General features: G+C 68.3%; 22 protein-coding genes and 1 pseudogene. 17 read left to right on the forward strand and 6 right to left on the reverse strand.

Annotated elements, in window-relative coordinates; all coding sequences use genetic code 11:
• Positions 1 to 7: 7 nt before the first annotated feature.
• The 8 genes and pseudogenes from UCD39_RS08185 (at position 8) to mog (ending at position 9,547) form a co-directional block, all read left to right on the forward strand.
• Positions 8 to 3,748, forward strand: coding sequence for a nitrate reductase subunit alpha (locus tag UCD39_RS08185; protein ID WP_330495574.1), 3,741 nt, complete (start codon positions 8 to 10; stop codon positions 3,746 to 3,748).
• Positions 3,745 to 5,271: a nitrate reductase subunit beta gene (narH, locus tag UCD39_RS08190; RefSeq protein ID WP_330495575.1), complete on the forward strand. Its 1,527-nt coding sequence runs from the start codon at positions 3,745 to 3,747 to the stop codon at positions 5,269 to 5,271. The genes UCD39_RS08185 and narH overlap by 4 nt, the downstream gene beginning before the upstream one ends.
• Entirely contained in the window at positions 5,271 to 6,011 is a 741-nt protein-coding gene (gene narJ, locus UCD39_RS08195; protein WP_330495576.1) for a nitrate reductase molybdenum cofactor assembly chaperone, read from the forward strand. The genes narH and narJ overlap by 1 nt, the downstream gene beginning before the upstream one ends.
• A 15-nt stretch (positions 6,012 to 6,026) precedes the next feature.
• The gene (gene narI, locus UCD39_RS08200; RefSeq protein WP_330495577.1) at positions 6,027 to 6,776 is read left to right on the forward strand and encodes a respiratory nitrate reductase subunit gamma; all 750 of its coding nucleotides are present in this window, start codon (positions 6,027 to 6,029) and stop codon (positions 6,774 to 6,776) included.
• 6 nt (positions 6,777 to 6,782) lie between these two features.
• Positions 6,783 to 7,670: a peptidylprolyl isomerase gene (locus tag UCD39_RS08205; RefSeq protein ID WP_330495578.1), complete on the forward strand. Its 888-nt coding sequence runs from the start codon at positions 6,783 to 6,785 to the stop codon at positions 7,668 to 7,670.
• An 11-nt stretch (positions 7,671 to 7,681) separates the two neighbouring features.
• Complete coding sequence (locus UCD39_RS08210; RefSeq protein WP_330495579.1) at positions 7,682 to 7,963, forward strand: hypothetical protein; 282 nt, start codon at positions 7,682 to 7,684, stop codon at positions 7,961 to 7,963.
• 26 nt (positions 7,964 to 7,989) lie between these two features.
• Positions 7,990 to 8,994, forward strand: coding sequence for a GTP 3',8-cyclase MoaA (moaA, locus tag UCD39_RS08215; RefSeq protein ID WP_330495580.1), 1,005 nt, complete (start codon positions 7,990 to 7,992; stop codon positions 8,992 to 8,994).
• A 131-nt stretch (positions 8,995 to 9,125) separates the two neighbouring features.
• Positions 9,126 to 9,547: pseudogene (gene mog / locus UCD39_RS08220) on the forward strand (molybdopterin adenylyltransferase).
• A gap of 20 nt (positions 9,548 to 9,567) precedes the next feature.
• Here mog and UCD39_RS08225 read toward each other — a convergent pair.
• From UCD39_RS08225 to UCD39_RS08240, 4 genes are read right to left on the reverse strand one after another with little or no spacing between them, the layout of a single operon-like run.
• Positions 9,568 to 12,885, reverse strand: a complete 3,318-nt coding sequence (locus UCD39_RS08225; protein ID WP_330495581.1) for an efflux RND transporter permease subunit — start codon at positions 12,883 to 12,885, stop codon at positions 9,568 to 9,570.
• On the reverse strand, positions 12,882 to 13,910 hold the full coding sequence (locus tag UCD39_RS08230; RefSeq protein ID WP_330495582.1) for an efflux RND transporter periplasmic adaptor subunit: 1,029 nt from the start codon (positions 13,908 to 13,910) through the stop codon (positions 12,882 to 12,884). Before UCD39_RS08230 ends, UCD39_RS08225 begins: the two co-directional genes overlap by 4 nt.
• 31 nt (positions 13,911 to 13,941) lie before the next feature.
• On the reverse strand, positions 13,942 to 14,265 hold the full coding sequence (locus tag UCD39_RS08235) for a rhodanese-like domain-containing protein (RefSeq protein ID WP_330495583.1): 324 nt from the start codon (positions 14,263 to 14,265) through the stop codon (positions 13,942 to 13,944).
• Between the two features lie 36 nt (positions 14,266 to 14,301).
• Positions 14,302 to 14,634, reverse strand: a complete 333-nt coding sequence (locus UCD39_RS08240) for an ArsR/SmtB family transcription factor (RefSeq protein WP_145734506.1) — start codon at positions 14,632 to 14,634, stop codon at positions 14,302 to 14,304.
• 316 nt (positions 14,635 to 14,950) lie between these two features.
• On the opposite strand from UCD39_RS08240, the gene UCD39_RS08245 reads away from it, so the two are divergent.
• From UCD39_RS08245 to UCD39_RS08285, 9 genes are all read left to right on the forward strand, one after another.
• Positions 14,951 to 16,228: an NAD(P)/FAD-dependent oxidoreductase gene (locus UCD39_RS08245; protein ID WP_330495584.1), complete on the forward strand. Its 1,278-nt coding sequence runs from the start codon at positions 14,951 to 14,953 to the stop codon at positions 16,226 to 16,228.
• Between the two features lie 23 nt (positions 16,229 to 16,251).
• On the forward strand, positions 16,252 to 16,455 hold the full coding sequence (locus UCD39_RS08250) for a YgaP family membrane protein (protein ID WP_330495585.1): 204 nt from the start codon (positions 16,252 to 16,254) through the stop codon (positions 16,453 to 16,455).
• A gap of 20 nt (positions 16,456 to 16,475) precedes the next feature.
• Positions 16,476 to 17,954 (forward strand): efflux transporter outer membrane subunit, encoded by a 1,479-nt coding sequence (locus tag UCD39_RS08255; protein ID WP_330495586.1) that lies wholly within the window; start codon positions 16,476 to 16,478, stop codon positions 17,952 to 17,954.
• Between the two features lie 23 nt (positions 17,955 to 17,977).
• Entirely contained in the window at positions 17,978 to 18,346 is a 369-nt protein-coding gene (locus tag UCD39_RS08260) for a carboxymuconolactone decarboxylase family protein (protein WP_330495587.1), read from the forward strand.
• A 33-nt stretch (positions 18,347 to 18,379) separates the two neighbouring features.
• Complete coding sequence (gene cydP / locus UCD39_RS08265) at positions 18,380 to 18,586, forward strand: cytochrome oxidase putative small subunit CydP (protein WP_330495588.1); 207 nt, start codon at positions 18,380 to 18,382, stop codon at positions 18,584 to 18,586.
• Positions 18,586 to 20,151: a cytochrome ubiquinol oxidase subunit I gene (locus UCD39_RS08270; RefSeq protein WP_330496524.1), complete on the forward strand. Its 1,566-nt coding sequence runs from the start codon at positions 18,586 to 18,588 to the stop codon at positions 20,149 to 20,151. The genes cydP and UCD39_RS08270 overlap by 1 nt, the downstream gene beginning before the upstream one ends.
• 11 nt (positions 20,152 to 20,162) lie before the next feature.
• Positions 20,163 to 21,302 (forward strand): cytochrome d ubiquinol oxidase subunit II, encoded by a 1,140-nt coding sequence (gene cydB, locus UCD39_RS08275; protein ID WP_330495589.1) that lies wholly within the window; start codon positions 20,163 to 20,165, stop codon positions 21,300 to 21,302.
• A gap of 22 nt (positions 21,303 to 21,324) precedes the next feature.
• Positions 21,325 to 21,444, forward strand: a complete 120-nt coding sequence (gene cydX, locus UCD39_RS08280; RefSeq protein WP_322485326.1) for a cytochrome bd-I oxidase subunit CydX — start codon at positions 21,325 to 21,327, stop codon at positions 21,442 to 21,444.
• A gap of 71 nt (positions 21,445 to 21,515) precedes the next feature.
• A complete protein-coding gene (locus tag UCD39_RS08285) occupies positions 21,516 to 22,004 on the forward strand; it encodes a DsrE family protein (RefSeq protein ID WP_330495590.1) in 489 nt (162 codons plus the stop codon).
• Here the strand turns inward: UCD39_RS08285 and UCD39_RS08290 are convergent.
• Both UCD39_RS08290 and UCD39_RS08295 read right to left on the reverse strand, forming a co-directional pair.
• Positions 22,001 to 24,325 (reverse strand): penicillin acylase family protein, encoded by a 2,325-nt coding sequence (locus tag UCD39_RS08290; RefSeq protein WP_330495591.1) that lies wholly within the window; start codon positions 24,323 to 24,325, stop codon positions 22,001 to 22,003. The genes UCD39_RS08285 and UCD39_RS08290 overlap by 4 nt on opposite strands.
• Before the next feature lie 87 nt (positions 24,326 to 24,412).
• Positions 24,413 to 25,255, reverse strand: coding sequence for a LysR substrate-binding domain-containing protein (locus UCD39_RS08295; RefSeq protein WP_330495592.1), 843 nt, complete (start codon positions 25,253 to 25,255; stop codon positions 24,413 to 24,415).
• Positions 25,256 to 25,284: the final 29 nt, after the last annotated feature.

Here is a 25,284-nt window from a genome sequence, read left to right on the forward strand (position 1 = left end):
GGGACAAATGTCTCATTTTCTCGACCGGCTGACCTTCTTCCGGCGCAGCGTCGACCAGTTTTCCAACGGCCACGGCATCGTGACCGATGAGGACCGCTCCTGGGAGGACGGCTACCGCAAGCGTTGGCAGCACGACAAGATCGTGCGCTCCACCCATGGTGTGAACTGCACGGGCTCCTGCTCGTGGAAAATCTACGTCAAGGGCGGCATCGTGACGTGGGAGACGCAACAGACGGACTATCCGCGCACGCGGCCCGACCTGCCCAACCACGAACCGCGCGGCTGCGCCCGGGGCGCCTCTTACAGCTGGTACCTCTATTCCGGCGCGCGGGTGAAGTACCCCATGGTGCGCGGCCGACTGCTGAAACTGTGGCGGCAGGCACGCGCCACCCTGCCGCCGGTGGCCGCCTGGGCGGCCATCGTCGGGGACGAGGCCAAGCGCAAATCCTACACATCCATCCGGGGACACGGCGGCTTCGTGCGCGCCACCTGGGATGAGGTGAACGAGATCATCGCCGCGGCCAACGCCCACACGGTGCGCGCCCATGGGCCGGACCGGGTGGTCGGCTTCTCCCCCATCCCGGCCATGTCCATGGTGTCCTACGCGGCGGGGTCGCGCTACCTGTCCCTGCTGGGCGGCGTCTGCATGTCGTTCTACGACTGGTATTGCGACCTGCCGCCGGCCAGCCCCCAGACCTGGGGCGAACAGACGGACGTGCCGGAGTTTGCCGACTGGTACAACGCCGGCTTCATCATCGTCTGGGGTTCCAACGTGCCGCAGACGCGCACGCCCGACGCCCATTTCTATACCGAGGTCCGCTACAAGGGCACCAAGAGCGCGGTCGTCAGCCCCGACTACGCCGAGGCCACCAAGTTCGCCGACATCTGGCTGAACCCCAAGCAGGGCACGGACGCGGCGCTGGCCATGGCCATGGGCCACGTCATCCTGCGCGAATACCACTTGGACCGCACGGTCCCGTATTTCGACGACTACGCCCGCCGCTACACCGACATGCCCTTCCTGGTGCGGTTGGTGGAGCGGGACGGGCGCCTGGTGCCGGAGCGCCTGCTGCGCGCCTCCGACCTGCCGGGCGGCCTGGGCCAGGACAACAATCCCGACTGGAAGACGGTGGCCATCGACGCCGCGACCGGCGCGCTGGTGGCGCCCCTGGGCTCCGCCGGCTATCGCTGGGGCGAGGCCGGCAAGTGGAACCTGGAGGAAAAGGACGGGCAGGGCCGCGACGTCCGCCTGACCCTGACCCTGGCGGGATCGGAAGAGGTCGCCCCGGTCGACTTTCCCTATTTCGGTGGCCGCGCCACCGAGCATTTCGTGGCGACAGAGCATGACGAGATCCTGACCCGCGCCGTGCCGTGCCGCACCCTGGTCCTGGCCGACGGCGGCCAGGTCAAGGTCGCCACCGTCCACGACCTGATGATGGCCAATTACGGCCTGGATCGCGGGTTCGGCGGCGGCAACATGGCCACCAGCTACGATGACGACGTGCCCTTCACCCCCGCCTGGGCGGAGCGCGTCACCGGCGTGCCGCGCAACGCCATCATCACCGTGGCCCGCGAATTCGCCACCAACGCGGAAAAGACCAACGGCCGGTCCATGATCATCATCGGTGCCGGCATCAACCACTGGTACCACATGGACATGGCCTATCGCGGGGTCATCAACTTGCTGGTCTTCTGCGGGGCCATCGGCCAGTCGGGCGGCGGCTGGTCGCACTATGTGGGGCAGGAGAAGCTGCGGCCGCAGACCGGCTGGCAGCCCCTGGCCTTCGGCCTGGACTGGAGCCGCCCGCCCCGGCACATGAATTCCACTTCCTTCTTCTACGCCCATACCGACCAGTGGCGGTATGAGACGCTGACGGCGGCGGAGATCCTGTCGCCCACCGCCCCGGAGGGGGAGTGGGGCCACAGCTTCATCGACTACAACGCCCGGGCGGAGCGCATGGGCTGGCTGCCCTCCGCGCCGCAATTGCGGCAGAACCCCCTGGACCTGGCCGCCCGCGCCGAGGCCGCGGGGCTGGAGGCCAAGGACTATGTGGCGCGCGGCCTGAAGTCGGGCGAGCTGGAATTGTCCTGCCATGATCCGGACCATCCGGACAACTGGCCGCGCAACATGTTCGTCTGGCGGTCCAACCTGCTGGGGTCCTCCGGCAAGGGGCACGAATATTTCCTGAAGCACCTGCTGGGCACCACCCATGGCGTCATGGGCAAGGATTTGGGCGCCGAGGGTGCGGTGCGCAACCGCGACGTCGTGTGGCGCGACCAGGCCCCGCAGGGCAAGCTGGACCTGCTGGTGACGCTGGATTTCCGCATGTCCACCACCTGCGTCTATTCCGACATCGTGCTGCCCACGGCCACCTGGTACGAGAAGAACGACCTCAACACCTCCGACATGCATCCCTTCATCCATCCGCTGTCCGCGGCGGTGGACCCGGCGTGGGAGGCGCGGTCGGACTGGGAGATCTACAAGGGCCTGGCCAAGACCTTCTCCCGCGTGGCGCCGGAGGTGCTGGGCGTGGAGCAGGACGTGGTGCTGACGCCCATCCTGCACGATACCCCGGCCGAACTGGCCCAGGCGCTGGACGTGAAGGACTGGGCCAAGGGCGAGGTCGATCCCATCCCCGGCCGCACCATGCCGTCGGTCAGCGTGGTGACCCGCGACTATCCCAACCTGTACGCCCGTTTCACCGCGCTGGGCCCGCTGCTGACCCAGTCGGGTAATGGCGGCAAGGGCATCAATTGGAAGACGGCGCATGAGGTGGAGGCGCTGGGCGCGCTGAACGGCGTGCATGCCGAGGGGCCGGCCAAGGGCCAGCCCCGCATCGACAGCGACATCGACGCCGCCGAGACCATCCTGATGCTGGCGCCGGAAACCAATGGCGAGGTGGCGGTGAAGGCGTGGGAGGCGCTGTCCAAGGCCACAGGCCGCGAGCACGCCCACCTGGCCCTGCCCAAGGAGGATGAGAAGATCCGCTACCGGGACATCCAGGCCCAGCCGCGCAAGATTATCTCCTCCCCCACCTGGTCGGGGATCGAGAGCGAGAAGGTCTGCTACAACGCCGGCTACACCAACGTCCACGAGCTGATCCCCTGGCGCACCCTCACCGGCCGCCAGCAGCTGTACCAGGATCATTTGTGGATGCGGGCCTTCGGCGAAGGCTTCGTCACCTGGAAGCCGCCGGTGGACCTCAAGACCATCCCAGCCGTGAAGGGCCTGCGCCCCAACGGCCATAAGGAACTGGTCCTGAACTTCCTGACGCCGCACCAGAAGTGGGGCATCCACTCCACCTACAGCGACAACCTGCTGATGCTGACGCTGAACCGGGGTGGCCCGGTGGTGTGGATCTCCGAGGATGACGCCAAGGCTGGCGGCATCGTCGACAACGACTGGGTGGAGGTGTTCAACGCCAACGGCGCCCTGACCGCCCGGGCCGTGGTGTCGCAACGCATCAAGCCCGGCATGATGCTGATGTACCACGCGCAGGAAAAGATCGTGAACACGCCGGGGTCGGAACTGACCGGCAACCGGGGCGGCATCCACAATTCCGTCACCCGCACGGTGCCGAAGCCGACCCACATGATCGGCGGCTACGCCCACCAGGCCTACGGCTTCAACTACTACGGCACCGTGGGTGCCAACCGTGACGAGTTCATCGTCATCCGCAAGATGGCCAAGGTCGATTGGCTGGAACAACCCCTGTTGGCCACGGGCCCGAAGGAGGCCGCAGAATGAAGATCCGCGCCCAGATCGCGATGGTGCTGAACCTCGACAAGTGCATCGGCTGCCATACCTGTTCCGTCACCTGCAAGAACGTGTGGACCAGCCGCGAAGGCGTCGAATACGCCTGGTTCAACAACGTGGAAACCAAGCCGGGCATCGGCTACCCCCGGGAGTGGGAGAACCAGAAGCGCTGGAACGGCGGCTGGCGCCGGCGGCGCGGTGGCCGGATCGAACCGCGCATGGGCGCCAAGTGGCGCATCCTAGCCAACATCTTCGCCAACCCCGACCTGCCCGAGATCGACGACTTCTACGAGCCCTACACCGTCGATCACGAACACCTGCAGACGGCCCGGGAGTCCCAGGCCTTCCCCACCGCCCGCCCGCGATCCGCCATCACCGGTGAACGCATGGAGAAGGTGGAATGGGGCCCCAACTGGGAGGAAATCCTGGGCGGGGAGTTCGAGAAGCGGTCGCGGGACGTGAATTTCGACGGCGTGCAGAAGGAGATTTACGGCCAGTTCGAAAACACCTTCATGATGTACCTGCCGCGCCTGTGCGAGCACTGCCTGAACCCGGCCTGCGTCTCCGTGTGCCCGTCCGGCGCCATCTACAAGCGCGAGGAGGACGGCATCGTCCTGATCGACCAGGACAAGTGCCGCGGCTGGCGCATGTGCGTCTCGGGCTGCCCCTACAAGAAGATTTATTACAACTGGTCCTCGGGCAAATCGGAGAAGTGCATCTTCTGCTTCCCCCGTATCGAGGCGGGCCAACCCACCGTCTGTTCCGAAACCTGCGTCGGCCGCATCCGCTATCTGGGCGTTCTGCTCTACGACGCCGACCGGATCGAGGCGGCCGCCAGCGTGCCGGATGAAAAGGACCTGTACCAGGCGCAGCTGGACCTGTTCCTGGACCCCAAGGACCCGGCGGTGATCGCCCAGGCCCGCGCCGATGGTGTGCCCGAAAGCTGGATCGAGGCGGCGCGCCATTCCCCCATCTGGAAGATGGCCATGGAATGGAAGGTAGCCTTCCCGCTGCACCCGGAATACCGGACCCTGCCCATGGTCTGGTACGTGCCGCCGCTGTCGCCCATCCAGTCGGCCGCCGCCGCCGGCAAGATGGGGCTGGACGGCGACATGCCCGACGTCCGCTCGCTGCGCATCCCGCTGAAATACCTGGCGAACCTGTTGACCGCCGGGGCGGAGGAGCCGGTGGCCCTGGCGCTGGAGCGTATGCTGGCCATGCGCGGCTACATGCGGGCCAAGACGGTGGACGGCCGACTGGACGAGGCCATCGCCGCCAAGGTGGGCCTGACCGGGGCGGCCATCGAGGACATGTACCAGATCATGGCCATCGCCAATTACGAGGACCGCTTCGTCATCCCCACGGCCCATCGGGAATGGAGCCAGGACACGCAGGACCTGCGCGGCGGCTGCGGCTTCTCCTTCGGCAACGGCTGCTCGGGCGGCAGCACGGGCACCAACCTGTTCGCCACGTCGCGCGTGAAGAAGGCGCGTAACCCCATGGAGATCGCGTGATGGCCACCACCCTACCCGCTGCCGGCACCACCTCCGCCCTCAAGGCGGTGTCGGCGCTGCTGACCTATCCCACGCCGGCGCTGATCGCCGTGTTGCCGGAAATCGGGAACCTGATCATCGCCCAAGGCCGCGCGGCCGATGGTTTGGCGCGCCCGCTGCTGGACGATCTGGCCGGCCGGGACCTGTATGACCTGCAGGAAAGCTATGTCGACCTGTTCGACCGCAGCCGCCGCCTGTCGCTGCACCTGTTCGAGCATGTGCACGGCGAAAGCCGCGACCGGGGCCAAGCCATGGTCGATCTGGCCGCCCATTACGAGGGGGCCGGTCTGTCGCTGGCGGTGAACGAGCTGCCCGACTATCTGCCTTTGTTCCTGGAGTTCCTGTCCACGCGCCCGGAGGCGGAGGCGCGGGCTTTGCTGGGGGAGACCGCGGCCATCCTGGCGACGCTGGAGGAACGGTTGGCCCAGCGCGGTTCCCTCTACGCGCCGCTGTTCACCCTGCTGCTGGCCTTGGCCGAGCGGGACGGGGCCGGTCACGAGGGGGAGAGGGCGGTGGAGACCGCCGATGCCGGTCCGGCGGCGAATGACCTGGCCGCCCTGGATGCCGAGTGGGAGGAGGCGGCCGTCACCTTCGGCCCCGGCACGCCCGGCGATGGCTGTTCCGTGGACCGGCTGCGCACCCGCCTGCGCGCCGAGCGCCGCGACGCCCGGCACCACGACGCCCAACCCGGCGTCCTTTAAGGAATGGAGGCGACGATGTCCGAAACCATCAACGGCATCCTGTTCGGCTTTTATCCCTATCTCTGCCTGACGGTGTTCCTGCTGGGCAGCCTGATCCGCTATGACCGGGAGCAATACACCTGGAAGACGGGATCGTCCCAGTTGCTGCGGCGCCGGCAATTGCGGCTGGGGTCCAACCTGTTCCATATCGGCATCCTGACCATTTTCCTGGGCCACACCGGCGGCCTGCTGACCCCGATCCAGGTTTTCGACGCGCTGGGCATCGGCCATGGCTTCAAGCAGGGGCTAGCCATCACCGTGGGCGGCATCGCCGGCGTGGCCTGCTTCGTCGGCATCGCGCTGTTGGCCCATCGCCGGCTGTTCGACCCCCGCATCCGCGCCACCTCCAGCTTCGGGGACACGGCCATCCTATTGCTGCTGTGGGCGCAGCTGACCCTGGGGCTCAGCACCATCTTCGTTTCCCTGGGGCATATGGACGGGCACGAAATGGTGAAGTTCATGGACTGGGCCCAGGGCATCGTGACGCTGCGGCCGGGCGCCGCCGCGCATGTGGCTGACGTCCATCCCATCTTCAAGGTGCACCTGCTGCTGGGCATGACCCTGTTCCTGGTGTTCCCCTTCACCCGCCTGGTCCATGTGTGGAGCGCGCCCATCTGGTATCTGGCGCGTCCGGGCTATCAGGTGGTGCGCTCACGCTTCGCCCAGCCGCGCGGGACGGTGACGGCCCCCCGGTCGGGCGCGGCGGTACGCCAGGTGGGGGAGTGACGGCCCATGGACACGCATTCCCACCCCCATGAGGCGCCCGCCGCCGCACCGGCGGACGCCAAGGTTTCCCTCGATATCCTGATGCAGCGGGTGAAGGCCGCCCCGCCGCCCATCACGGTAAACGGCGTGGTCATCCCCCGGCAGGCCATCGCGGAGGAGGTGCAGCACTTCCCGGCGGAGAACCCAGCGCAGGCATGGCAGGCCGCCGCCCGCGGCCTGGTGCTGCGCGAACTGCTGATGCAGGAGGCCCGGCGCCTGGAGATCACGGCGCGGCCCGAAGCCGATGCCGACGGCCGAATGGAGACGGAGGAGGACGCCCTGCTGCGCGCGCTGGTGGAGCGGGAGGTGGCGGTGCCCGAGGCGGACGAGGCCGGCCTGCGCCGCTTTTACGGTAACAACACCCTGCGCTTCGTGGCGCCGGCCTTGTATGAGGCGGACCATATCCTGTTCGCGGCCCGCCGGGACGACGATGCCGCCTTCGCCGCCGCGCGGGAAAGGGCGGCTGCGCTGGCCGCCGTCCTGGCGGCCGAGCCGAGCCGCTTCGCGGCGTTGGCGCGGGACTTTTCCGGCTGCCCATCCGCCACGGTCGGGGGCAGCCTGGGCCAGATCGGGCCGGGGGAGACGACGCCGGACTTCGAGGCGGCGCTGGCGGTACTGGAGGAAGGGGCCATTTCCCCGCCGGTGGAAACCCGCTACGGCGTCCACCTTATCCGCCTGAACCGGAAGATCCCTGCCCGGCAGCTGCCCTTCGAGGCCGTACGGGACACCATCGCCCGGTATCTGTCGGATCATGTGCGGCGCCAGGCGACGGCTCAATATCTGGCGCTCCTGGTGGGGCGGGCGACCATCCAGGGCATCGCGTTGGACGGGGCGGCCACGCCCCTTGTGCAGTGAAGGGGGCGGTCATGTTTGGTAATTTGATCGCGTCCCTGGATGACCCGGTGGTGGCCGACGGCGTGCTGCGGGCCCTGGACGACGCGGCCCTTTGCGGGCGGGTGGACGCGTGGGCGTCGGCCAGCGGCCAGCCCCCGGCGGCGGTGCTGTCCCTCTGCGTGCGCCATTTCCTGGACACCGCGTCCGATGACCTGTGGACCCAGCTCATCGGCATCATGAGCCGGGCGGAGGACCCCGGCCTGGCGGCGGTGCGCGCCATCCTGATGAAGATGCTGCCAGAGGGCGAGGCATGAGCGGGCGAGGCATGAGCGGGGGAGGCATGACCAGCCATTGCGGCCTGGTCGACACCTTCGGCCGCCGTATCAGCTATCTACGCCTGTCGGTGACGGACCGTTGCGACCTCCGCTGCGTCTATTGCATGGCGGAGGACACGGCCTTCGTCCCCCGGGCGGAGCTGCTGTCGCTGGAGGAACTGGACCGCCTGGCCTCCGCCTTCGTCAGCCTGGGCGTGACCAAGCTGCGCCTGACGGGGGGCGAGCCGCTGGTGCGCCGGGGGGTGATGGACCTGGTGGCGGGGCTGTCGCGGCACCTGCGCGATGGCGCCTTGCGGGAGTTGACCCTGACCACCAACGGCACGCAATTGGCCCGCCATGCCGACGCGCTGACGCGGGCCGGTGTCCGCCGGGTCAACGTTTCGCTGGATACGCTGGACCCCGCCCGCTATCGCGTCCTGACCCGCGGTGGGCAGTTGGGCACGGTCATGGACGGCCTGCGCGCGGCGCTGGAGGCCGGCTTGCGGGTGAAGCTGAACGCCGTGGCGCTGCGGGGAACCACCGGGGAGGAAATCCATGACCTGATCGCCTTCGCCCACGGCCGCGGCATGGACCTGACGCTGATCGAGACCATGCCGCTGGGCGACGTGGGCGTGGACCGCACGGACCAGTATCTGCCGCTGGACCAACTGCGGCGCGAGATCGAGACGCGGTGGACCCTGGCCGATACGGTGGAGCGCACGGGCGGCCCCGCCCGATACGTCCGCGTGGCCGAAACCGGGGGCCGCATCGGCTTCATCACCCCGCTCAGCCATTCCTTCTGCGAGAACTGCAACCGGGTGCGGGTCAGCGCCACCGGGGTTCTCTACACCTGCCTGGGGCAGGAGGACCGGGTCGATCTGCGGGCGCCGCTGCGCGGGTCCGAGGGTGACGCGGCGCTGCACGCCGCCATCGCCGCCGGCCTGGCCGCCAAACCGCGCGGCCATGATTTCCACATCGGGCCCGGCGGCCGCCCGGCCGTGGCCCGCGCCATGTCGGCCCTGGGTGGATGACCTTGGGGGCGGGCGATTTTAGGGGAGGGTGAGGTGGTTCATATCGGCATCCTGACGATTTCGGATCGCGCCAGCCGGGGGACTACGTCGACCGGGGCGGGCCCGCCATCGAGGAATGGCTGCGCCGCGCCGTGACGACGCCGTGGACGCCCGTGCGCCGCGTCATCCCCGATGGGCTGGACAGCGTGCGCGACGCGCTAATCGACCTGTGCGACCGGGGGACCGATCTGGTGCTGACCACGGGCGGGACCGGCCCGTCCCCCGCGATCTCACGCATGAGGCCATGCGCCAGGTGATGGACAAGGAACTGCCGGGCTTCGGTGAAGCCATGCGCCTGGCCAGCCTGCGCGACGTGCCCACCGCCATCCTGTCGCGCCAGACGGCCGGCACCCGGGGGTGCACCCTGATCATCAACCTTCCCGGCAAGCCGGCGGCCATCGATGTCTGCCTGATGGCCGTCTTCGCCGCCGTGCCCTACTGCCTGGATTTGATCGGCGCCGGCCGCATCGATACCGACCCCGCCATCATCCAGGCTTTCCGGCCACGGCCGTGACGGGCGTTAAGGCCGCCCGCTCATGCGGACGGCTTCGGGGTTGGCACCTTGTCCGCGTCGCGCAGGACCACGTAAATGGCGGGGATGACCAGCACCGTCAGCAGGGTGGAGGAGGCGAGGCCGAACAGCAGGGATATCGCCAGCCCCTGGAAAATGGGGTCCAGCAGGATGGTCAGGGCGCCGATCATGGCGGACAGCGCCGTCAGCAGGATGGGCTTGAAGCGCACCGCCCCGGCCTGCAGCAGGATGGCGCGCAAGGGTTGGCCCGTTTCCGCCGCCCGCGCCGACCCGTGGCGGATGAAATCCACCAGCAGGATGGAATTGCGCACGATGATGCCGGCCAGCGCGATGAAGCCGATCATCGACGTGGCGGTGAAGGGCGCGCCGAACAGCCAATGCCCCAGCACGATGCCGATCAGGGTCAGGGGGACGGGGGTCAGGATGACCAGCGGCAGGCGGAAGCTGCCGAACTGCGCCACCACCAAGATATAGATGCCCAGGATGGCCACGCCGAAGGCCGCCCCCATGTCGCGGAAGGTGACGTAGGTGATTTCCCACTCCCCATCCCACAGCAGGGTGGGCTTGGTCTCGTCGGTCGGCTGGCCGTGAAAGGCGATGGCGGGCGGGGGCAGCGCGCCCCAGTCGGCGGCGCGGATGGCGTCGTCCACGGCGAAGATGCCGTAGATCGGCGCCTCGAACGCCCCGGCCAGTTCCGCTGTGACCATGTCCGCATAATGGCCGTCGCGGCGGTACAGGGCGGGCGGCCCCGCCTCGCTTTCCACATGAATCACTTGGTCCAGCGCCACAACGCCCGCGGCACCCGCATGCCGGGTCGCCGCGACGGGGGTGGCCAGCAGCCGCGCCGTCCAGGCGCGGTCGGCCTTGGGCAGGGCGACCACCAGTTCCTGGGGCCGCCGCTCATCCCCCCGGCGGACATAGCCCAGGGGCATGCCGCCCAGCAGGTGGCGCAGGCTGTCGCGCACGCCCCCCTCATCGACGCCGTAATAGTCCAGCTTGTCGCGGTCGATGACGACGTGCAGGCGCGGCTGGGGCTTGCCATAGGAATTGTCGATGTCGACGATATAGGGCACCTGGGCGAACAGGCCCTTCACCTTTTCCGCCACCGCCCGGCGGGTGGCGGCATCGGGGCCATAGATTTCCGCCAGCAGGGTGGCCATGACCGGCGGCCCTGGCGGCACCTCCACCACCTTGGCAACGGCGCCGGCGGGCAGGGACACGCCCGCCAGCCGCCGACGCAGCTCCAGGGCGATGGCGTGGCTGCTGCGCGCCCGGTCGCCCTTGGGCGCCAAGTTCACCTGCAGTTCGCCCAGTTCGGGCGCCTGGCGCATGTAATAGTGGCGGACCAGGCCGTTGAAGTTGAAGGGCGCCGCCGTGCCGGCGTAAATCTGCTGCGACCGCACCTCGGGCAGGGCGCCCGCCACGGCGGCGATGGCTTGCAGGCTGCGCTCCGTATCCTCCAGCGTGGCGCCCCGGGGCAGATCCAGCACCACGTCCAATTCCGACTTGTTGTCGAAGGGCAGCAGCTTGACCGTCACGCCCTTGGTGGCGAACAGGCCGCACGCCAGCACCGTGGCCACGCCCACGGCGACCAGGAAGAAGCCCGCCCGCCGCCGGTTGGCAACCACGGGTGCGGCCAGGCGCAGGTACATCCGGCCCAGCTTCCCGCCATCGGCGTGATCGCCGTGGGCGTGCCCGTCCTCCCCCTTGCCCCGGCGCCAGCGCGCCAGGCGCAGCATCAACCAGGGGGCGATGACCATGGCGACGAAGAAGGAAAACACCATGGCGGCTGAGGCGTTGGCCGGAATGGGCGCCATGTAGGGCCCCATGAGGCCGGAGACGAACAGCATGGGCAGCAGGGCCGTCACCACCGTCAGGGTGGCGACGATGGTGGGGTTCCCCACCTCCGCCACCGCGTCGATGGTGGCCCGCGCCCGGTCGCGGCCGTCGCGCATGGCCCAATGGCGGGCGATGTTCTCCACCACCACGATGGCATCGTCCACCAGGATGCCGATGGCGAAGATCAGGGCGAACAGGCTGACGCGGTTGATGGTGTAGCCCATCAGTTCCGCCGCGAAGAGGGTCAGCAGGATGGTCACGGGGATGACGACCAGCGTCACCACCGCCTCGCGCCAGCCGATGGCCAGGCGGATCAGCACGACGATGGACAATGTGGCGATGCCCAGGTGCAGCAGCAGCTCGTTGGCCTTCTCGTTGGCCGTCTCGCCATAGTCGCGGGTGACGCGCACGGTCACGTCATCGGGGATCAGGCTACCCTTCAGCTGTTCCACCCGCTCCAGGATGGCCTGGGAAACCACCACCGCGTTGGCGCCGGCGCGCTTGGCCAGGGCCAGGGTGACGGCCGGGGTCTGCTGCCAGGCGCCATCCGATGCGCCATTGGGGGCACCATTGGGGCCCGCCGCCCGCGACAGGTCCCAGACGCGATGCTCCGCGTCCGCCGGGCCCACCACCACGCGCGCGACGTCGCGCACATAGATGGGCCGGCCGTCGCGGGTGGTCAGCAGCAGTTGGCCGATGTCGGGCACGCCCACCAGGCTGTGCCCGGTCACGACGTCGCGCTGCACGCCCGCATCCCGCACGGCACCGGCCAGGCCACTGCCGTTGGCGGCGCGCAGGCGAGCCGCCAGTTCCTCCAGGGTGACATGGTTCTGCGCTAGACGGTCCAGGTCCGGCTCCACCCGGACTTGCCCGGGTGCCCCACCGGCCAGGTAGGTCAGGCCGATGTCATCCACCTTCACCAGTTCCAGGCGCAACTTCTCCGCCAGGTCATACAGCGCCGCGTCGTTCCAGCGGCTGGCCCCGTGGCTGGCCCCGTGGGCGGCCGGGTCCGGCTTGGGCGTCAGGGTCAAGGTGACGATGGCCACGTCGTTGATGCCGTGCTTCACGATCAGCGGCTCGGGCGTGCCCACCGGCAGCCGGTCATAGTTGCCGCGGATGCGCTCATGCACGCGCAGCACGGCGTCGTCCTCGCTGGTGCCGACCTTGAAGCGGGCGGTGACCATGACCTGGTCGTCGCGTGTCTGGCTGTAGACGTGCTCCACCCCGTTGATGCCCTTGACGATGGCTTCCAGGGGCAGGGTCAAATGCTCCGCCGCGTCCTGGGCGCGCAGGCCGTCGGCGTCCACGATGACATCCACCATGGGCACGCTGATCTGCGGCTCCTCCTCCCGGGGGATGGTCAGCAGCGCCAGCAGACCGACCGCCAGCGCCGCCAGCAGGAACAGGGGCGTCAGCGGCGAATGCAGGGTCGCGCGGGTCAGGCGACCCGAAAGGCCCAGCGGAATGGCGTCACCCGTCATGGCTTCACCACCACGTCGCCGGCATGCAGGCCGGACAGCACCTCGACCAGGGCCATTTGGCCCGCCGCAGTGGGATGAAGCGCGCCGCGTTGCACCGGCACCTCGCTGACATGCCCCCCGCCATCGCGCAGGTGGGCGTAATCCATACCGAAGCGGGTGATGAGATAGTCGGCGGGAAGCAGGATGCCTTGGCGGTGTCCGTCCGGCACCCAGGCCCGCACCAACCCGCCGATGAAGGCGCCCGCCAGACCCGGGGCGGCGGCGTCGATCACCACCGCCCCGTCCTCGACCTGGGGATAAACCAGGCTGACAGTGGCGGTGACCGGGCCGGTGGCGGCGATATCGTCCACGCGAACCAAATCCCCGGCCTTCAGGGGGATGCCGGCGCTTTGGGGCAGGCGCAGGCGGACGACCAGCGGATCGGTGGCGACCTGCGCCAGCGCCTCGCCGGCCATCATCTCCGTGCCGGTGGTGACCGCGATATGCACGACCCGGCCCGCCGTGGGGGCCAGCACCTGGGTTTCGGTCACACGCTGGGTCAGGACTCCCCGTTCGGCTTCCGCCGCACGCAGGGCCTCGGCCGCGGCGGAGGCCGCCGTCTGCAGGGCTTCGAGCTGGGCTTGGCTGGTGACCCCTTGTCCGACCAGCGGCTGGTTGCGCGCCACGTCCTGACGGGCCTGCGCCAGCCGCGCCTTCGCCTCCTCCACCCGCGCGTCGGCGCCGGTCTTCTGTGCCAGCAGCTTGGCGTCCTTCAGGACGGCCAGCACTTGGCCCGCGGTGACCGTGTCCCCTTCGCGGACCGTAAGGCTGGCCACCGTGCCGCCGCTCCGGACCCGGGCCGGGACGGTCTTCGTGCCTTCGATGGTCGCGGCGACCGGCCGCTGGTCCACGATGGTGGTCAGCGCCACGGTCATGGGGGCATCGCCGTGAAGGGCGGGTTCCGCGGCCATGGCCGGGGCGGACACCGCCGCGCAGGCCAGGACAAGGGCCAGGGGAGCGATGGCCAAGGTGAGGGGCGCGCGCATGGGGCCGTCCTTCGGGATTGGTGTGGAACGGTCAGCGCGCGGTGGGCAGGCCGGCAGCCTTCCAGGCCATGATGCCGCCCTCGACATGGCCGTAGCACGGCACGCCGGCAGCACGGCACTTGGCCATGGCGGTGGCGGACCGCTTGCCGGAGCCGCAGTGCAGGATGACGGCGGGTCCGCCCTGGGGCAGGGCGTCGGGGGTGAAGCTGGACAGAGGATACAGCGCGGCGCCCGGAATGCGCTCAAGGGCGTGTTCACCCGCCTCGCGGATGTCGATCAGGATGGCGTGGCCATCTCGGACCAGGCCGTGGGCGGTGACGGGGTCAAGGTCAAGATAGGCGTCGCGGGCGATCATGACGGGGATTCCTGAAGAAGCGCGCCCGCCCAGGAATCAATCAGGCCGGGGCGGCTCACACGCGGGGTTGGGGGGACAGTAGTGGCGGTACAGCACCTCCAGCACCTGACGGGCAGGTTCGCTGGTGATGGAATACCAAATGGTCTGTCCGTCGCGGCGGGCGCCCACCAGCCCCTCGCGCCGCAGAAGCGCCAGGTGCTGGGACACCGTGGAATCCCGGATGCCGAGAAAGTCCGCCAACTCACCCACCGACCGTTCCCCGCCCACCAGCTGGCAGACGATGAGGAGGCGCGTGCGGTGGGCCAGCGACTTCAGCAACTCGGCGGCCTGTTCCGCCGCTTCGGACATCAACTGGGCGTCTAAGGTCATCGGGGTGTTCCTGGTGACGAATGGGCCTGGGGCCTTCTGCTTGCCAGAGGGCGGCCCCGCTAGGCAATGACCGGACGCCTGAACGTATAAATCTTCGTAGTTGCGTATATTCGATAACGCGAATATAACAACCCCATCAGCGTTCGGCAAGGGCCTTCGAACGCCGCCGTCGATCCAGGTTGCGCCAGGTCATTGCCCGGATACGCGCGGTGGCGCTGCTGGGCGGTACTTCGACGGTGCCAGCATGAACGACATCAGGCCGTCCCCCATTGACCCGGCGCAGGCGTCGCCATGGGGGTATCGGGAGGAAGGATGCATGGCGAACATTGTGATCATGGGCGCGGGCCTCAGCGGTACGCTGATGGCCTATGAGGTCGCCCAGGAACTGCGCGCGGAGGACAGGGTGACCCTGGTGGGCCAGGGGCGGCATTATCACTTCGTGCCATCGAACCCCTGGGTGGCCGTGGGGTGGCGCGACCGAGCCGATATCGAGGTCGACCTGCAGCCGGTCATGGCACAGAAGAAGATCGGATTCGAGACGGCCGGGGCCCGTCGCGTCCATCCGGCCGAAAATCGGGTTGAGTTGGAGGATGGCCAGTCGTTGTCCTACGACTATCTGATCGTCGCCACCGGGCCCGACCTGGCCTTCGATGAAATCCCCGGCTTCGGTCCCGACCACCACACGCAATCCATCTGCCAGGTCGGCCACGCCCAGCAGGCTTACGCCGCCTTCAACCGCTTTTGTGAAAAGCCGGGGCCCGTCGTCGTTGGCGCGGCGCAGGGCGCCTCCTGCTTCGGCCCGGCCTATGAATTCGCCATGGTGGTGGACACCGAACTGCGCCGCCGCGGTCTGCGCGACCGGGTACCCATGACCTTCGTGACGTCGGAACCCTATATCGGCCATCTGGGCCTGGACGGGGTGGGTGACACCAAGAGCACGCTGGAACACGAACTGCGCCAGCGGCACATCAAGTGGATCACCAGCGCCCGGGTGACCGGGGTCGGCCCCGACACCCTGACGGTGGAGGAGGTGGGGCAGGGCGGCGCGGTCGTCGCCACCCATACCCTGCCCCATGCCTATTCCATGCTGCTGCCGGCCTTTCGCGGTGTGGGGGCGGTTCGCGGGCTGGAGGGGCTGGTCAATCCCCGCGGCTTCGTCCTCACCGACGAATTCCAGCGCAATCCCGCGTTTCCCAACGTCTTCGCCGTCGGCGTCTGTGTCGCCATCCCGCCCATCGGGCCGACGCCCGTGCCGGTGGGCGTGCCCAAGACGGGTTTCATGATCGAATCCATGGTGACGGCGACGGCGCACAACATCGGCGCCCTGCTGCGGGGCGAGGCGGTGCGGTGGAAGCCGACGCTGCATGCCATTTGCCTGGCCGATTTCGGCGATCGCGGTGTCGCCTTCGTGGCTCAGCCACAAATCCCCCCACGCAACGTCAACTGGTCCTCCGAAGGCAAATGGGTGCACGTGGCCAAGGTCGCCTTCGAGAAATACTTCATCGGCAAGGTCCGCCGCGGCACCAGCGAGCCTTTCTTCGAACGCTTCGTTTTGAACCGGCTGAACATCCACAAGATGAAGCCGGCTGAGTAACCCCTTTCCCAGGAGTGTCCCCCATGAACATCGACCGCTCCATCCTCTCTTTCGCCGGCTTCATGGTGCTGCTCAGCCTCCTCCTGGGGTGGCTGGTCAGCCCCTATTGGCTGCTGCTGACGGCCTTCGTCGGCGCCAACATGCTGCAGGCGGGTTTCACCGGCTTCTGTCCCGCCGCCTTGATCCTGAAGCGCCTGGGGGTCAAGCCCGGCTGCGCCTTCCACTGAGCTGTCGGGAGGAAGACCCAATGCGCCCCACCGCCCGCCGATCCCTTCTGATCCCCGGCCTTTGCCTGGTCCTGGCGGGCTGCGCGGTCGGGCCTGACTTCCGCCAGCCGGACGCCCCCGCCACGACCGCCTATACCCCGTCGCCCGCGCAGGCCCCCGTCAAGTTTGGCACGGCGGTCGGGGCAGCGTGGTGGCGCGGTTTCGGATCACCCACCCTGGATGCCATCATCGACAAGGCGGCCAGCGATAACCTGACGCTGGTGGCGGCGAAGGCCCGGCTGCGGGGCGTGCAGGAAATCGCGAACGCGTCGGCCGGGCGTTTCTGGCCCCAGGTTGACCTGGAGGGCGGCGTCGCCCGCAAGCGCGTCAACCTGGTCACCTTCGGCATGCAGGGACATTCCCCCGTCTTCTACCTCTATTCGGTGGGGGCGACCATCAGCTACAGCCTGGATCTGTTCGGTGGCGACCGCCGGCAGGTGGAGGCGGATGACTCCAAGGTAGAGGCGGCGGCATACCGCACCGCCGCCGCCTACGTCATGGTGACGGGCAACACGGCGGTGCAGGCCGTCACCCTCGCCGCCGCGTCCGACGCCGCCCAGGCGACCGCCGCCGCGATTGATGCCGACCGCGAGGCGCTGGTGGCGGCGCGGGCCGGGCTTGCGGCCGGCGCCTTGCCCGGGACGGCGGTGACCGCCGCCGAGGCCCGCCTGGCGCAGGACGAGGCGCTGCTGCCCGATTTGCGGCAACGCGCGGCCGCCGCCCAGAATGCCCTGGCGGTGCTGGCCGGCATGGCGCCGGCCGACTGGCGGTCCCCGCCGCTCAGCCTGGCGGACTTGGCGGTGCCGGCGGAGCTACCGCTCAGCCTGCCGTCGCAACTGGTGCGGCAGCGGCCTGACATCATGGCGGCGGAGGCGGATCTGCACGCCGCCAGCGCCGCCGTGGGCGTGGCCACCGCCAACATGTTCCCCCGTCTGCAACTGACCGCCGGCCTGGAGCAGGCGGCCGCCAGCACGGCCCTGTTCTGGAGCAGCAATTCCACCCAGGGCGGGGTGGCGGCGGGCGTGGTCGCGCCCCTGTTCCATGGCGGCGCGCTGAACGCCGCGCGCCATGCCGCCCAGACCGATTATGAGGCCAGCGCCGCTGATTATCGCCAGACGGTGCTGACCGCGTTCCAGCAGGTGGGCGACATCCTCATGGCGCTCAGCCACGACGGCGACGCCCTGGCCAGCGCCGAGCACGCCCTGGCGGCGGCGGCGGAGCAGCGCAACAGGATGCGGGCCGCCTTCGACCGGGGCGCCGTCAACCGTTTGGCGCTGCTGGCGGCGGAGCGGGACTGGAACCTGGCCCGCGCCCAGCGCGCCGCCGTCCTGGGTCGCCGGTGGGCCGATGTGATCGGCCTATACGTGGCCATGGGCGGCGATTGGCGGCACTGGGCCGCCCAGGAGGCCGCCCAGGTCGGCGACACCGCCGCGCCCACACCGCGTACCTCTTTGAATTGATGAGACTTTGGGAGTGATAGAGCATGTATCATGACTGGCCCGACCTTACGGACACCCTGACCGGCGCCATCCGCGAGCTGCGGGGCGGGTCGCCCGAGGTGATGAAGTCCTTCTCCGCCATGGCGCGGTCGGCGTTGGAAGCCCGTGCGCTGGACACCAAGACCAAGGAACTGATCGCGCTGGCCATCGCCGTCGCCACTCGGTGCGACGGCTGCGTCGGCTTTCATGCCGAAGCGGCGCACCGCCAGGGCGCCAGCCGGGATGAGGTGCTGGAGACCATGGGCATGGCGATCTACATGGGCGCCGGCCCCTCGGTCATGTATGCGGCCCAGGCGCTGGAGGCGTTCGACCAGTTCGCCGGCCGGACCGCGGCCCGCGGTCCGGCAGCCTGACGGGCGCCGGGTTCCAATCGAAAGGAAACACCTATGGCCCGGCAAATGGCACCGGCCCCACTGACGGGGCGGATATTGCTGAAGCGGGTGCTGATGTTCACCGCGCTCAAGCTGGCTTTGATGGTCGCGCTGTTCTTTCTGTTTTTCTCACCGCCGCATAGGCCGACGGTCACACCCAGCGCGGTGGGATCGGCATTGTTCGATGCCTCGCCGGCCATGCGCAAGGACGAGGGACTATGATGACCGACATCGATGTCGTCTCGCTGTCACGCCTGCAATTCGGGCTGACAGCCATGTACCATTTCCTGTTCATCCCGCTGACCCTGGGCCTGTCCCTGCTGCTGGCCATCATGGAAAGCGTCTATGTCATGACGGGCCGGACCATCTGGCGCGACATGACCAAGTTCTGGGGCCTGCTGTTCGGCATCAACTTCGCCATGGGGGTGGCCACCGGCATCACCATGGAATTCCAGTTCGGCACCAACTGGGCCTATTACTCCCATTATGTGGGGGACATCTTTGGCGCGCCGCTGGCCATCGAGGGCCTGATGGCCTTCTTCCTGGAGGCGACGTTCATCGGCCTCTTCTTCTTCGGCTGGAACAGGTTGTCCGCCGTGGGGCACCTGGTCGTTACCTGGCTGGTGGCCCTAGGCAGCAACTTCAGCGCGCTCTGGATACTGATCGCCAACGGCTGGATGCAGCATCCGGTGGGGGCCACCTTCAACACCGACACCATGCGGATGGAGGTGGCGAACTTCGCCGATGTCATCTTCAACCCCGTCGCCCAGGACAAGTTCGTGCATACGGTCAGCGCCGGCTATGTCACCGGGGCCGTGTTCGTGCTGGCGGTCAGCGCGCTCTACCTGTTGCGGGGGCGACACAAGGCTTTGGCCCGTCGTTCCATGACCGTCGCCGCCAGCTTTGGCCTGGCCGCGTCGCTATCCGTGGTCGTGCTAGGGGATGAAAGCGGATATACCGCCGGGCAGAACCAGCGCATGAAACTGGCCGCCATCGAAGCCATGTGGGAGACGGAGCCGGCGCCGGCGTCCTTCACCGTCATCGGCTTCCCTGACCAGGAAGGGCACCGCACCAACTATGCCGTCCGCATCCCCTACGTCATGGGCCTGATCGCCACCCGGTCGATCAGCGAGCCGGTCATGGGCATCAACCAACTGGTCGAGGTGGCGCAGGGCCGCATCCGCAGCGGCATGCTGGCGTATGGGGCGATGCAGCGCCTGCGCCAGGATCGCGGCGACGCGGATGCCCGCGCCACCTTCGACGCCCATGTGCAGGACCTGGGATACGCCCTGCTGCTGAAGCGCTACACCCCCCTGGTGATCGATGCCACCGATGCCCAGGTGGCGGCGGCGGCCCGCGACACCGTTCCGAGGGTGGCGCCGTTGTTCTGGTCCTTTCGCGTCATGGTGGGGCTGGGCTTCTTCTTCATCGCCCTGTTCGCCACCGCCTTCGTGCTGTCGGCCCGCCGGCGGTTGGAGCACCCCTTGTTCCTCAAGGTCGCCGCCGCCGCCCTGCCGCTGCCCTGGGTGGCGGGGGAGTTGGGTTGGTACGTGGCGGAAGGCGGACGCCAGCCATGGACCATCGACGGCATCCTGCCGACCTTCCTGTCGGTGTCCAACGTGCCGGCTTCCAATGTCTGGTTCAGCCTGAGCGGCTTCATCCTGTTCTACAGCGCGTTGGCGGTCATCGAACTGTACCTGATGGTCAAGGTCATCCGTCATGGGCCGCTGGCACCCGCACCGGTGCCGCCAGCGCCCCTTCATGCCGTCGTCACAGCCGGTGAATAAGGAAGAATGCCATGTTGGACTATGAAACCTTGCGCCTGCTGTGGTGGGCCTTGCTGGGCGTCCTCCTGATCGGCTTCGCCATCATGGACGGCTTCGATTTGGGTGTCGCGGCCCTGCTGCCCATCCTCGGGCGGACCGACCTTGACCGCCGGGTCATGATCAACACCGTGGGGCCGGTGTGGGAAGGCAACCAGGTGTGGCTGATCCTGGGTGGTGGCGCCGTGTTCGCCGCCTGGCCGGCGCTCTACGCCACGGCCTTTTCCGGCTTTTACATCGCCATGTTCCTGGTGCTGTGCGCCCTGATCCTGCGGCCGGTGGGCTTCAAGTTCCGGTCCAAGCTGGACGGGACCGCCTGGCGCCGCGCCTGGGATACGGCGCTGGTGGTGGGCGGGGTGGTGCCGGCCGTGGTGTTCGGTGTCGCCTTCGGCAATGTGCTGCAGGGCGTGCCCTTCCACTTCGACACCGACCTGCGCGTCACTTACACCGGGGGCTTCTTCGACCTGCTCAACCCCTTCGCCCTGCTGTGTGGCTTCGTCAGCCTGGCCATGGTGGTCATGCATGGCGCGGTTTATCTGGCGGTGAAGACGGACGGGGAAATCGCGGCGCGGGCGCGGGGTGTCGTGCCCTGGGCCGTTATCCTGCTGCTGGCGTTGTTCAGCCTGGCGGGGGCCTGGATTGCGGCGGGCATCGACGGCTACGCCATCACCAGCGCGCTGGCGCCCGATGGGCCCTCCAACCCGCTCATGAAGTCGGTGGCGCGCGCCCCTGGCGCCTGGCTGGAAAACTACCACCGCTTCCCCATCAGCGTCGCCGTGCCGGCCCTGGGCTATGCCGGCGCCCTGGCCACTTGGGGCCTCGTCCGCGCCGGCCGTGCGGGCCTGGCCTTCATCACCTCTTCCCTGGCGGTGGCCGGGGTGGTGGGCACGGTGGGCGTCAGCGTCTTCCCTTTCCTGTTGCCGTCGGTCAGCGATCCCGCGTCCAGCCTGACGGTGTGGGACGCCTCGTCCTCGCCCACGACGCTGCGGATCATGCTGGTGGCGGCGCTCATCTTCATGCCGTTGATCCTGGCTTACACCGCCTGGGTTTTCCGCGTGCTGCGCGGCCCCGTCCGGGCCCGGGACATCACCACCGATGGCGGCGCGTTCTACTGATTGCTGAAGGAGGAGCGAAGCGATGTGGTACTTTAGCTGGATTCTGGGGCTGGGCTTGGCGTGCGCCTTTTCCGTCCTGAACGCCATGTGGCTTGAACTGTCGGAGGCTGATGGCGCGGCGGCCCGCCGGCGGGCCGAGTAGGTTCGTGATGTGCCGCGGGGTGGCGCCGAACACCCCGTGGCAGGAAAGCGTGTCAGGAAAGGAAGAAGCCCTTGCGGAATTTTCGGAGTTCGGCGGCCCGGTTTGGCCTCATCCTGTTCTCGGTGGGTCTCCCGGCGATCACGACGGGCTGTATGCAGGGGCAGGATAGGGGTGAGGCCGCCGGCCCCTATTACACCTTCCAAAAGGTCGTCTATCAGAACGATGGCGGTTGGCCGGACAACAAGGCCTATTTCCAGCGTCTGCTCCATCATATCGGCAATCACATCGCCGCCACGGATGGCAAGGTCGAGATCCGCGTGGTCAACTTCGCCGCTGGCGTGCAACTGTTCGTCATGGCCCAGCAGGACCCGGATCTGGCTCGGCAGCTCGATCTGCTGCGCGGGAAGGGCGTTCGCTTCCTGATCTGCCGCAACACGCTGGAGGGGATGAAACTGTCACCGTCCGATCTCTACGGCGTGAAGGCGGAGGATGTCGTGCCCAGCGGCGTGGCCGAGGTCGCCCGCCTCCAGGGGCTGGGCTTCGTTTATCTGCATCCTTAGAAAGGTCGGTCTGGGCGACGCGTTGCGGCGGACGGCGCTTCATCCGGCGACCGGGGCCGCAAATATGTCTTGTGCGGGAAGGCCGCGCGCGCCGTTTCCGGGCGCAGGGGCAGGGTCATATAGCCGCCCTGCCGCCAAAGGTCGATCTGGTCGGCATAATTGGCGCTGCCCAGCCAGCCATCCTGCCCGCCCAGCAGTACGAAGCGGTTGGCGTCCGCGTCCTTGAGTTCGGATATGTGCCGGGCGCAGGATCCGAAACTGACGCCATGGGGTTTGTCGCTGATCGCGTGCCCCGCCTTGTAGACGGAGTTGTTGCCCCCATCCGCCGGGAAGGGCGGCAGGCGGAAGCGCCGGCCCACCAGGGGCAGACGCCCAAAGGGATGCTGCAGCCGGAACTGATGGAAGCGTCCCCACGTCCCCAGCCGGGCCAGCGTGCGCGCCGCCCGTGTGAGGGACCGTTCCACCCCGCGACGCAGCGCCGCCGGGTCCGCCCGCTGGAAATCCTCCAGCAACAGGGACTGGGCATGCCAGATGATCTGGTAAGGTTTCACCAGGCGTGCCCTGCCCAATTCCCTGGCCACGCCCGCCAACACCAGTTCGAAGGCCAAGGCCCCCGGTTGCCGCTGGTCATAGCTGCCGTCCCATTGCCTCAGCGTATCCACCAGGGCGTGCACCGACTGGTGTGCGGGGGCCTGGGGGGCGTGCGCCAGCAACAGGTCGCGGAGGGCGAGGGCGCCGGGTACGACCACGTCGCCCTGAACCCGTTGCAGATCCTGGGAGGACAACAGGGCGTGCGCGCCGAGCAACTGTTGAATGCGGGTGACGCGGTCCGGGGGCGCGAAAAAGAAGCCGATGGGGAAGGCGCCCGCGTCCGGGGCGGCACCTTGTGCTGTGTCAGGGGCGTCGTTCGCGGAAACGATCACGCCGTCGGCGGGATCGACCCGCATTGGCAACCGCTGGCCATCCACGACATCGTGCCAATGGTCGGCCGCGTCCGGCGGGATGATCAGATCCGCAGGCCGTTCAGCCCGCCGGCGGGGCAGATGGGCGGCCAGGAAGTGCCCCACCCGGCCGTCGCTCCCGGCATACACCATGTTCAGCCCCGACACGGCGAAGCCGGACAGCGCCGTGCGGAATCCGTCCCAGTCCCGGGCGCGGGCCACCGCCATCATGGCGCCGATCTCGTCGCTGGGCCGGTGACCCATCCACCGCAATGCCGTGGCTTGGGAATTGGCCATCAACGGGCCGTCCGACACCACCGGGCCCAGCGGGCTTTCCCTGAGGCGCAACCGCCGCGGCCGACCGCCCCGCACGCGGACCGTCACCGGGCGATCGCGGAATTCGGTGGCGGGCAGGCCGCTGACATCCACCAGATCGCTTCCCTGCGCGTGCAGGCTGGTTCCACCCCAGGCCATCCAGGGGTTGCGGCCCAGCGCCACGAAAGGCAGGCCCGGCATCATCAGGCCCACGGCGTTATAGGAGGGGGACTTGAACCCCGCCGCCAGCCAGGGGTTGGGCAGGCCCAGGGGCAGGTGCGGGTCGCTGGCGATCATGGCCCCGCCGTTGCTGCTGCGGCCGGCGGCCACCGCCAGGGAATTACTGCCGCTCCGGGTGGCGGCCGCCAGCGCCGTCTCCGCCATGGCGCGTTCCATTCGGCCGCTGGTCGCCCCCGCCAGCGACGGCGGGGCGCCGCCCGCCAACAGCCGCAGCCACAGTTGGCGCCAATCCCCCTGCGGCATCCGTGCCCTGACGGGCAGCAGGCGCACCCAGATCAGCCAGCTGATATCGGCTGAGTTGAAGCGCATCAGGGTCAGCAGGTCTTCCAGTGTCCAGGGTTCGGGCTTGAGGCCCAGCACGGCGAACTCCGGAGGCAGGCTGGGGGCGTGAGAGAGATAATGGTTCAGCCCCGCCACGAAACCTTCTATCCAGCGCCGGTTGTCCGGGGCCAGGGCCGCGGCGATCTTGGGCACGGCGCGACCGACGTCCAGCAGCCGCAGGGACCGGTCGATTTCAACGCCCAGGGGGCCGATCATTTCCGCCACGCGCCCGAACGCGGCGCGGCGCATGATCTCGATCTGCCCCAGGCGCAGGTGGGCATGGACCAGGCCCAGCGCCACCGCCAAATCCTCGTCCGTCTCCGCCTCGATGAAGGGAGCCTGGTATTTGTTCCAATGGATCGTCACCGGGTGCGTGATCGGCAAACCGCGGGTGGGCAGGCTCGCCAGCCGTTCCTCCGTCGAGACGGCAGGCAGCCGCTGGCACAGCCCTTTGGCCAACAGCGCGGCGGCGACACCGCCGCCCCACAGCAGGTCGGCCACCATTTTCAGTCTTCCGGGTTGCATAGGGCATCCATGAAAACGGGGGAGGCGCGGCGCGGCGCCGGGGTTCCGGCCACCATACCGGGGGCTCTATGTTGCCGGTGATGCACTCGGCCAAGGCGTCGGCCGGCTTCCCCGGTTTTGTGCGCGCAACAGGCCGATTTCTATGTTCGGCAGACGGGGGAAGCCGTGCCCCTCCTCCAGGATGCGCAAGTCCTGCGGGGCGCTGAATTGCGCGACGACCGTGACCGCCAGGCCCGCCCGCACCGGTGTCAGCAGACCGGAAAAATTCGGGCTGCTGTAGGCCACGCGATGGGCCAGCCCGCTGCGGGCCAGGGCTTTCAAGGCATGGTCCCGGGTGGGGCAGCCGGGTTCGGGCAAGGCCAGGGGCAGGGGCGACGCCGTATGGTCGAAGGTGGGCGCCGCTATCCAGACCAGGGGTTCGTGTCGCAGAGTCTCGACATCCATCCACGTGGCGCTTTTCTTGGACACCAGAGCCATATCAAGATCGCTTGACATAACCAAGTCACGTAAAATGGCGCTCGGCTCACACCGCAGCATCACCTCGACCCGGGGGTGGTTGCGCGCGAAATGCGTCAGGATCAGGGGCAGCAAGGGGTCGGCATAGACCTCATCGATGCCCAGCCGCGCCGTCCCCGCGATCTCCCCCTCATTCAGCAGCGAGAACGCCTCATCCTGCAAATTGAGGATGCGGCGCGCATAGGCCAACAACGTCTCCCCGGTCGGTGTCAGGCGTGCCCGACGTCCGTCCCGATCGAACAGCGGCTTGCCGGCGATCAATTCCAGCCGACGCATTTGCATGGATACCGCGGACTGGGTTCGATGCACCCGCGCCGCAGCCGCGGCGAAGCTGCCGCTATCCGCGATAGCGACCAGGGTTTGCAACAGATCGAGTTCGAGAGATTGGCGCATAATTAACATATCAACATAGCTTATCTTTC

The sequence above is a fragment of the Nitrospirillum karajorum genome (genome assembly GCF_036348415.1).
In the GTDB taxonomy this organism is placed as follows: Bacteria; Pseudomonadota; Alphaproteobacteria; order Azospirillales; family Azospirillaceae; genus Nitrospirillum; species Nitrospirillum amazonense_B.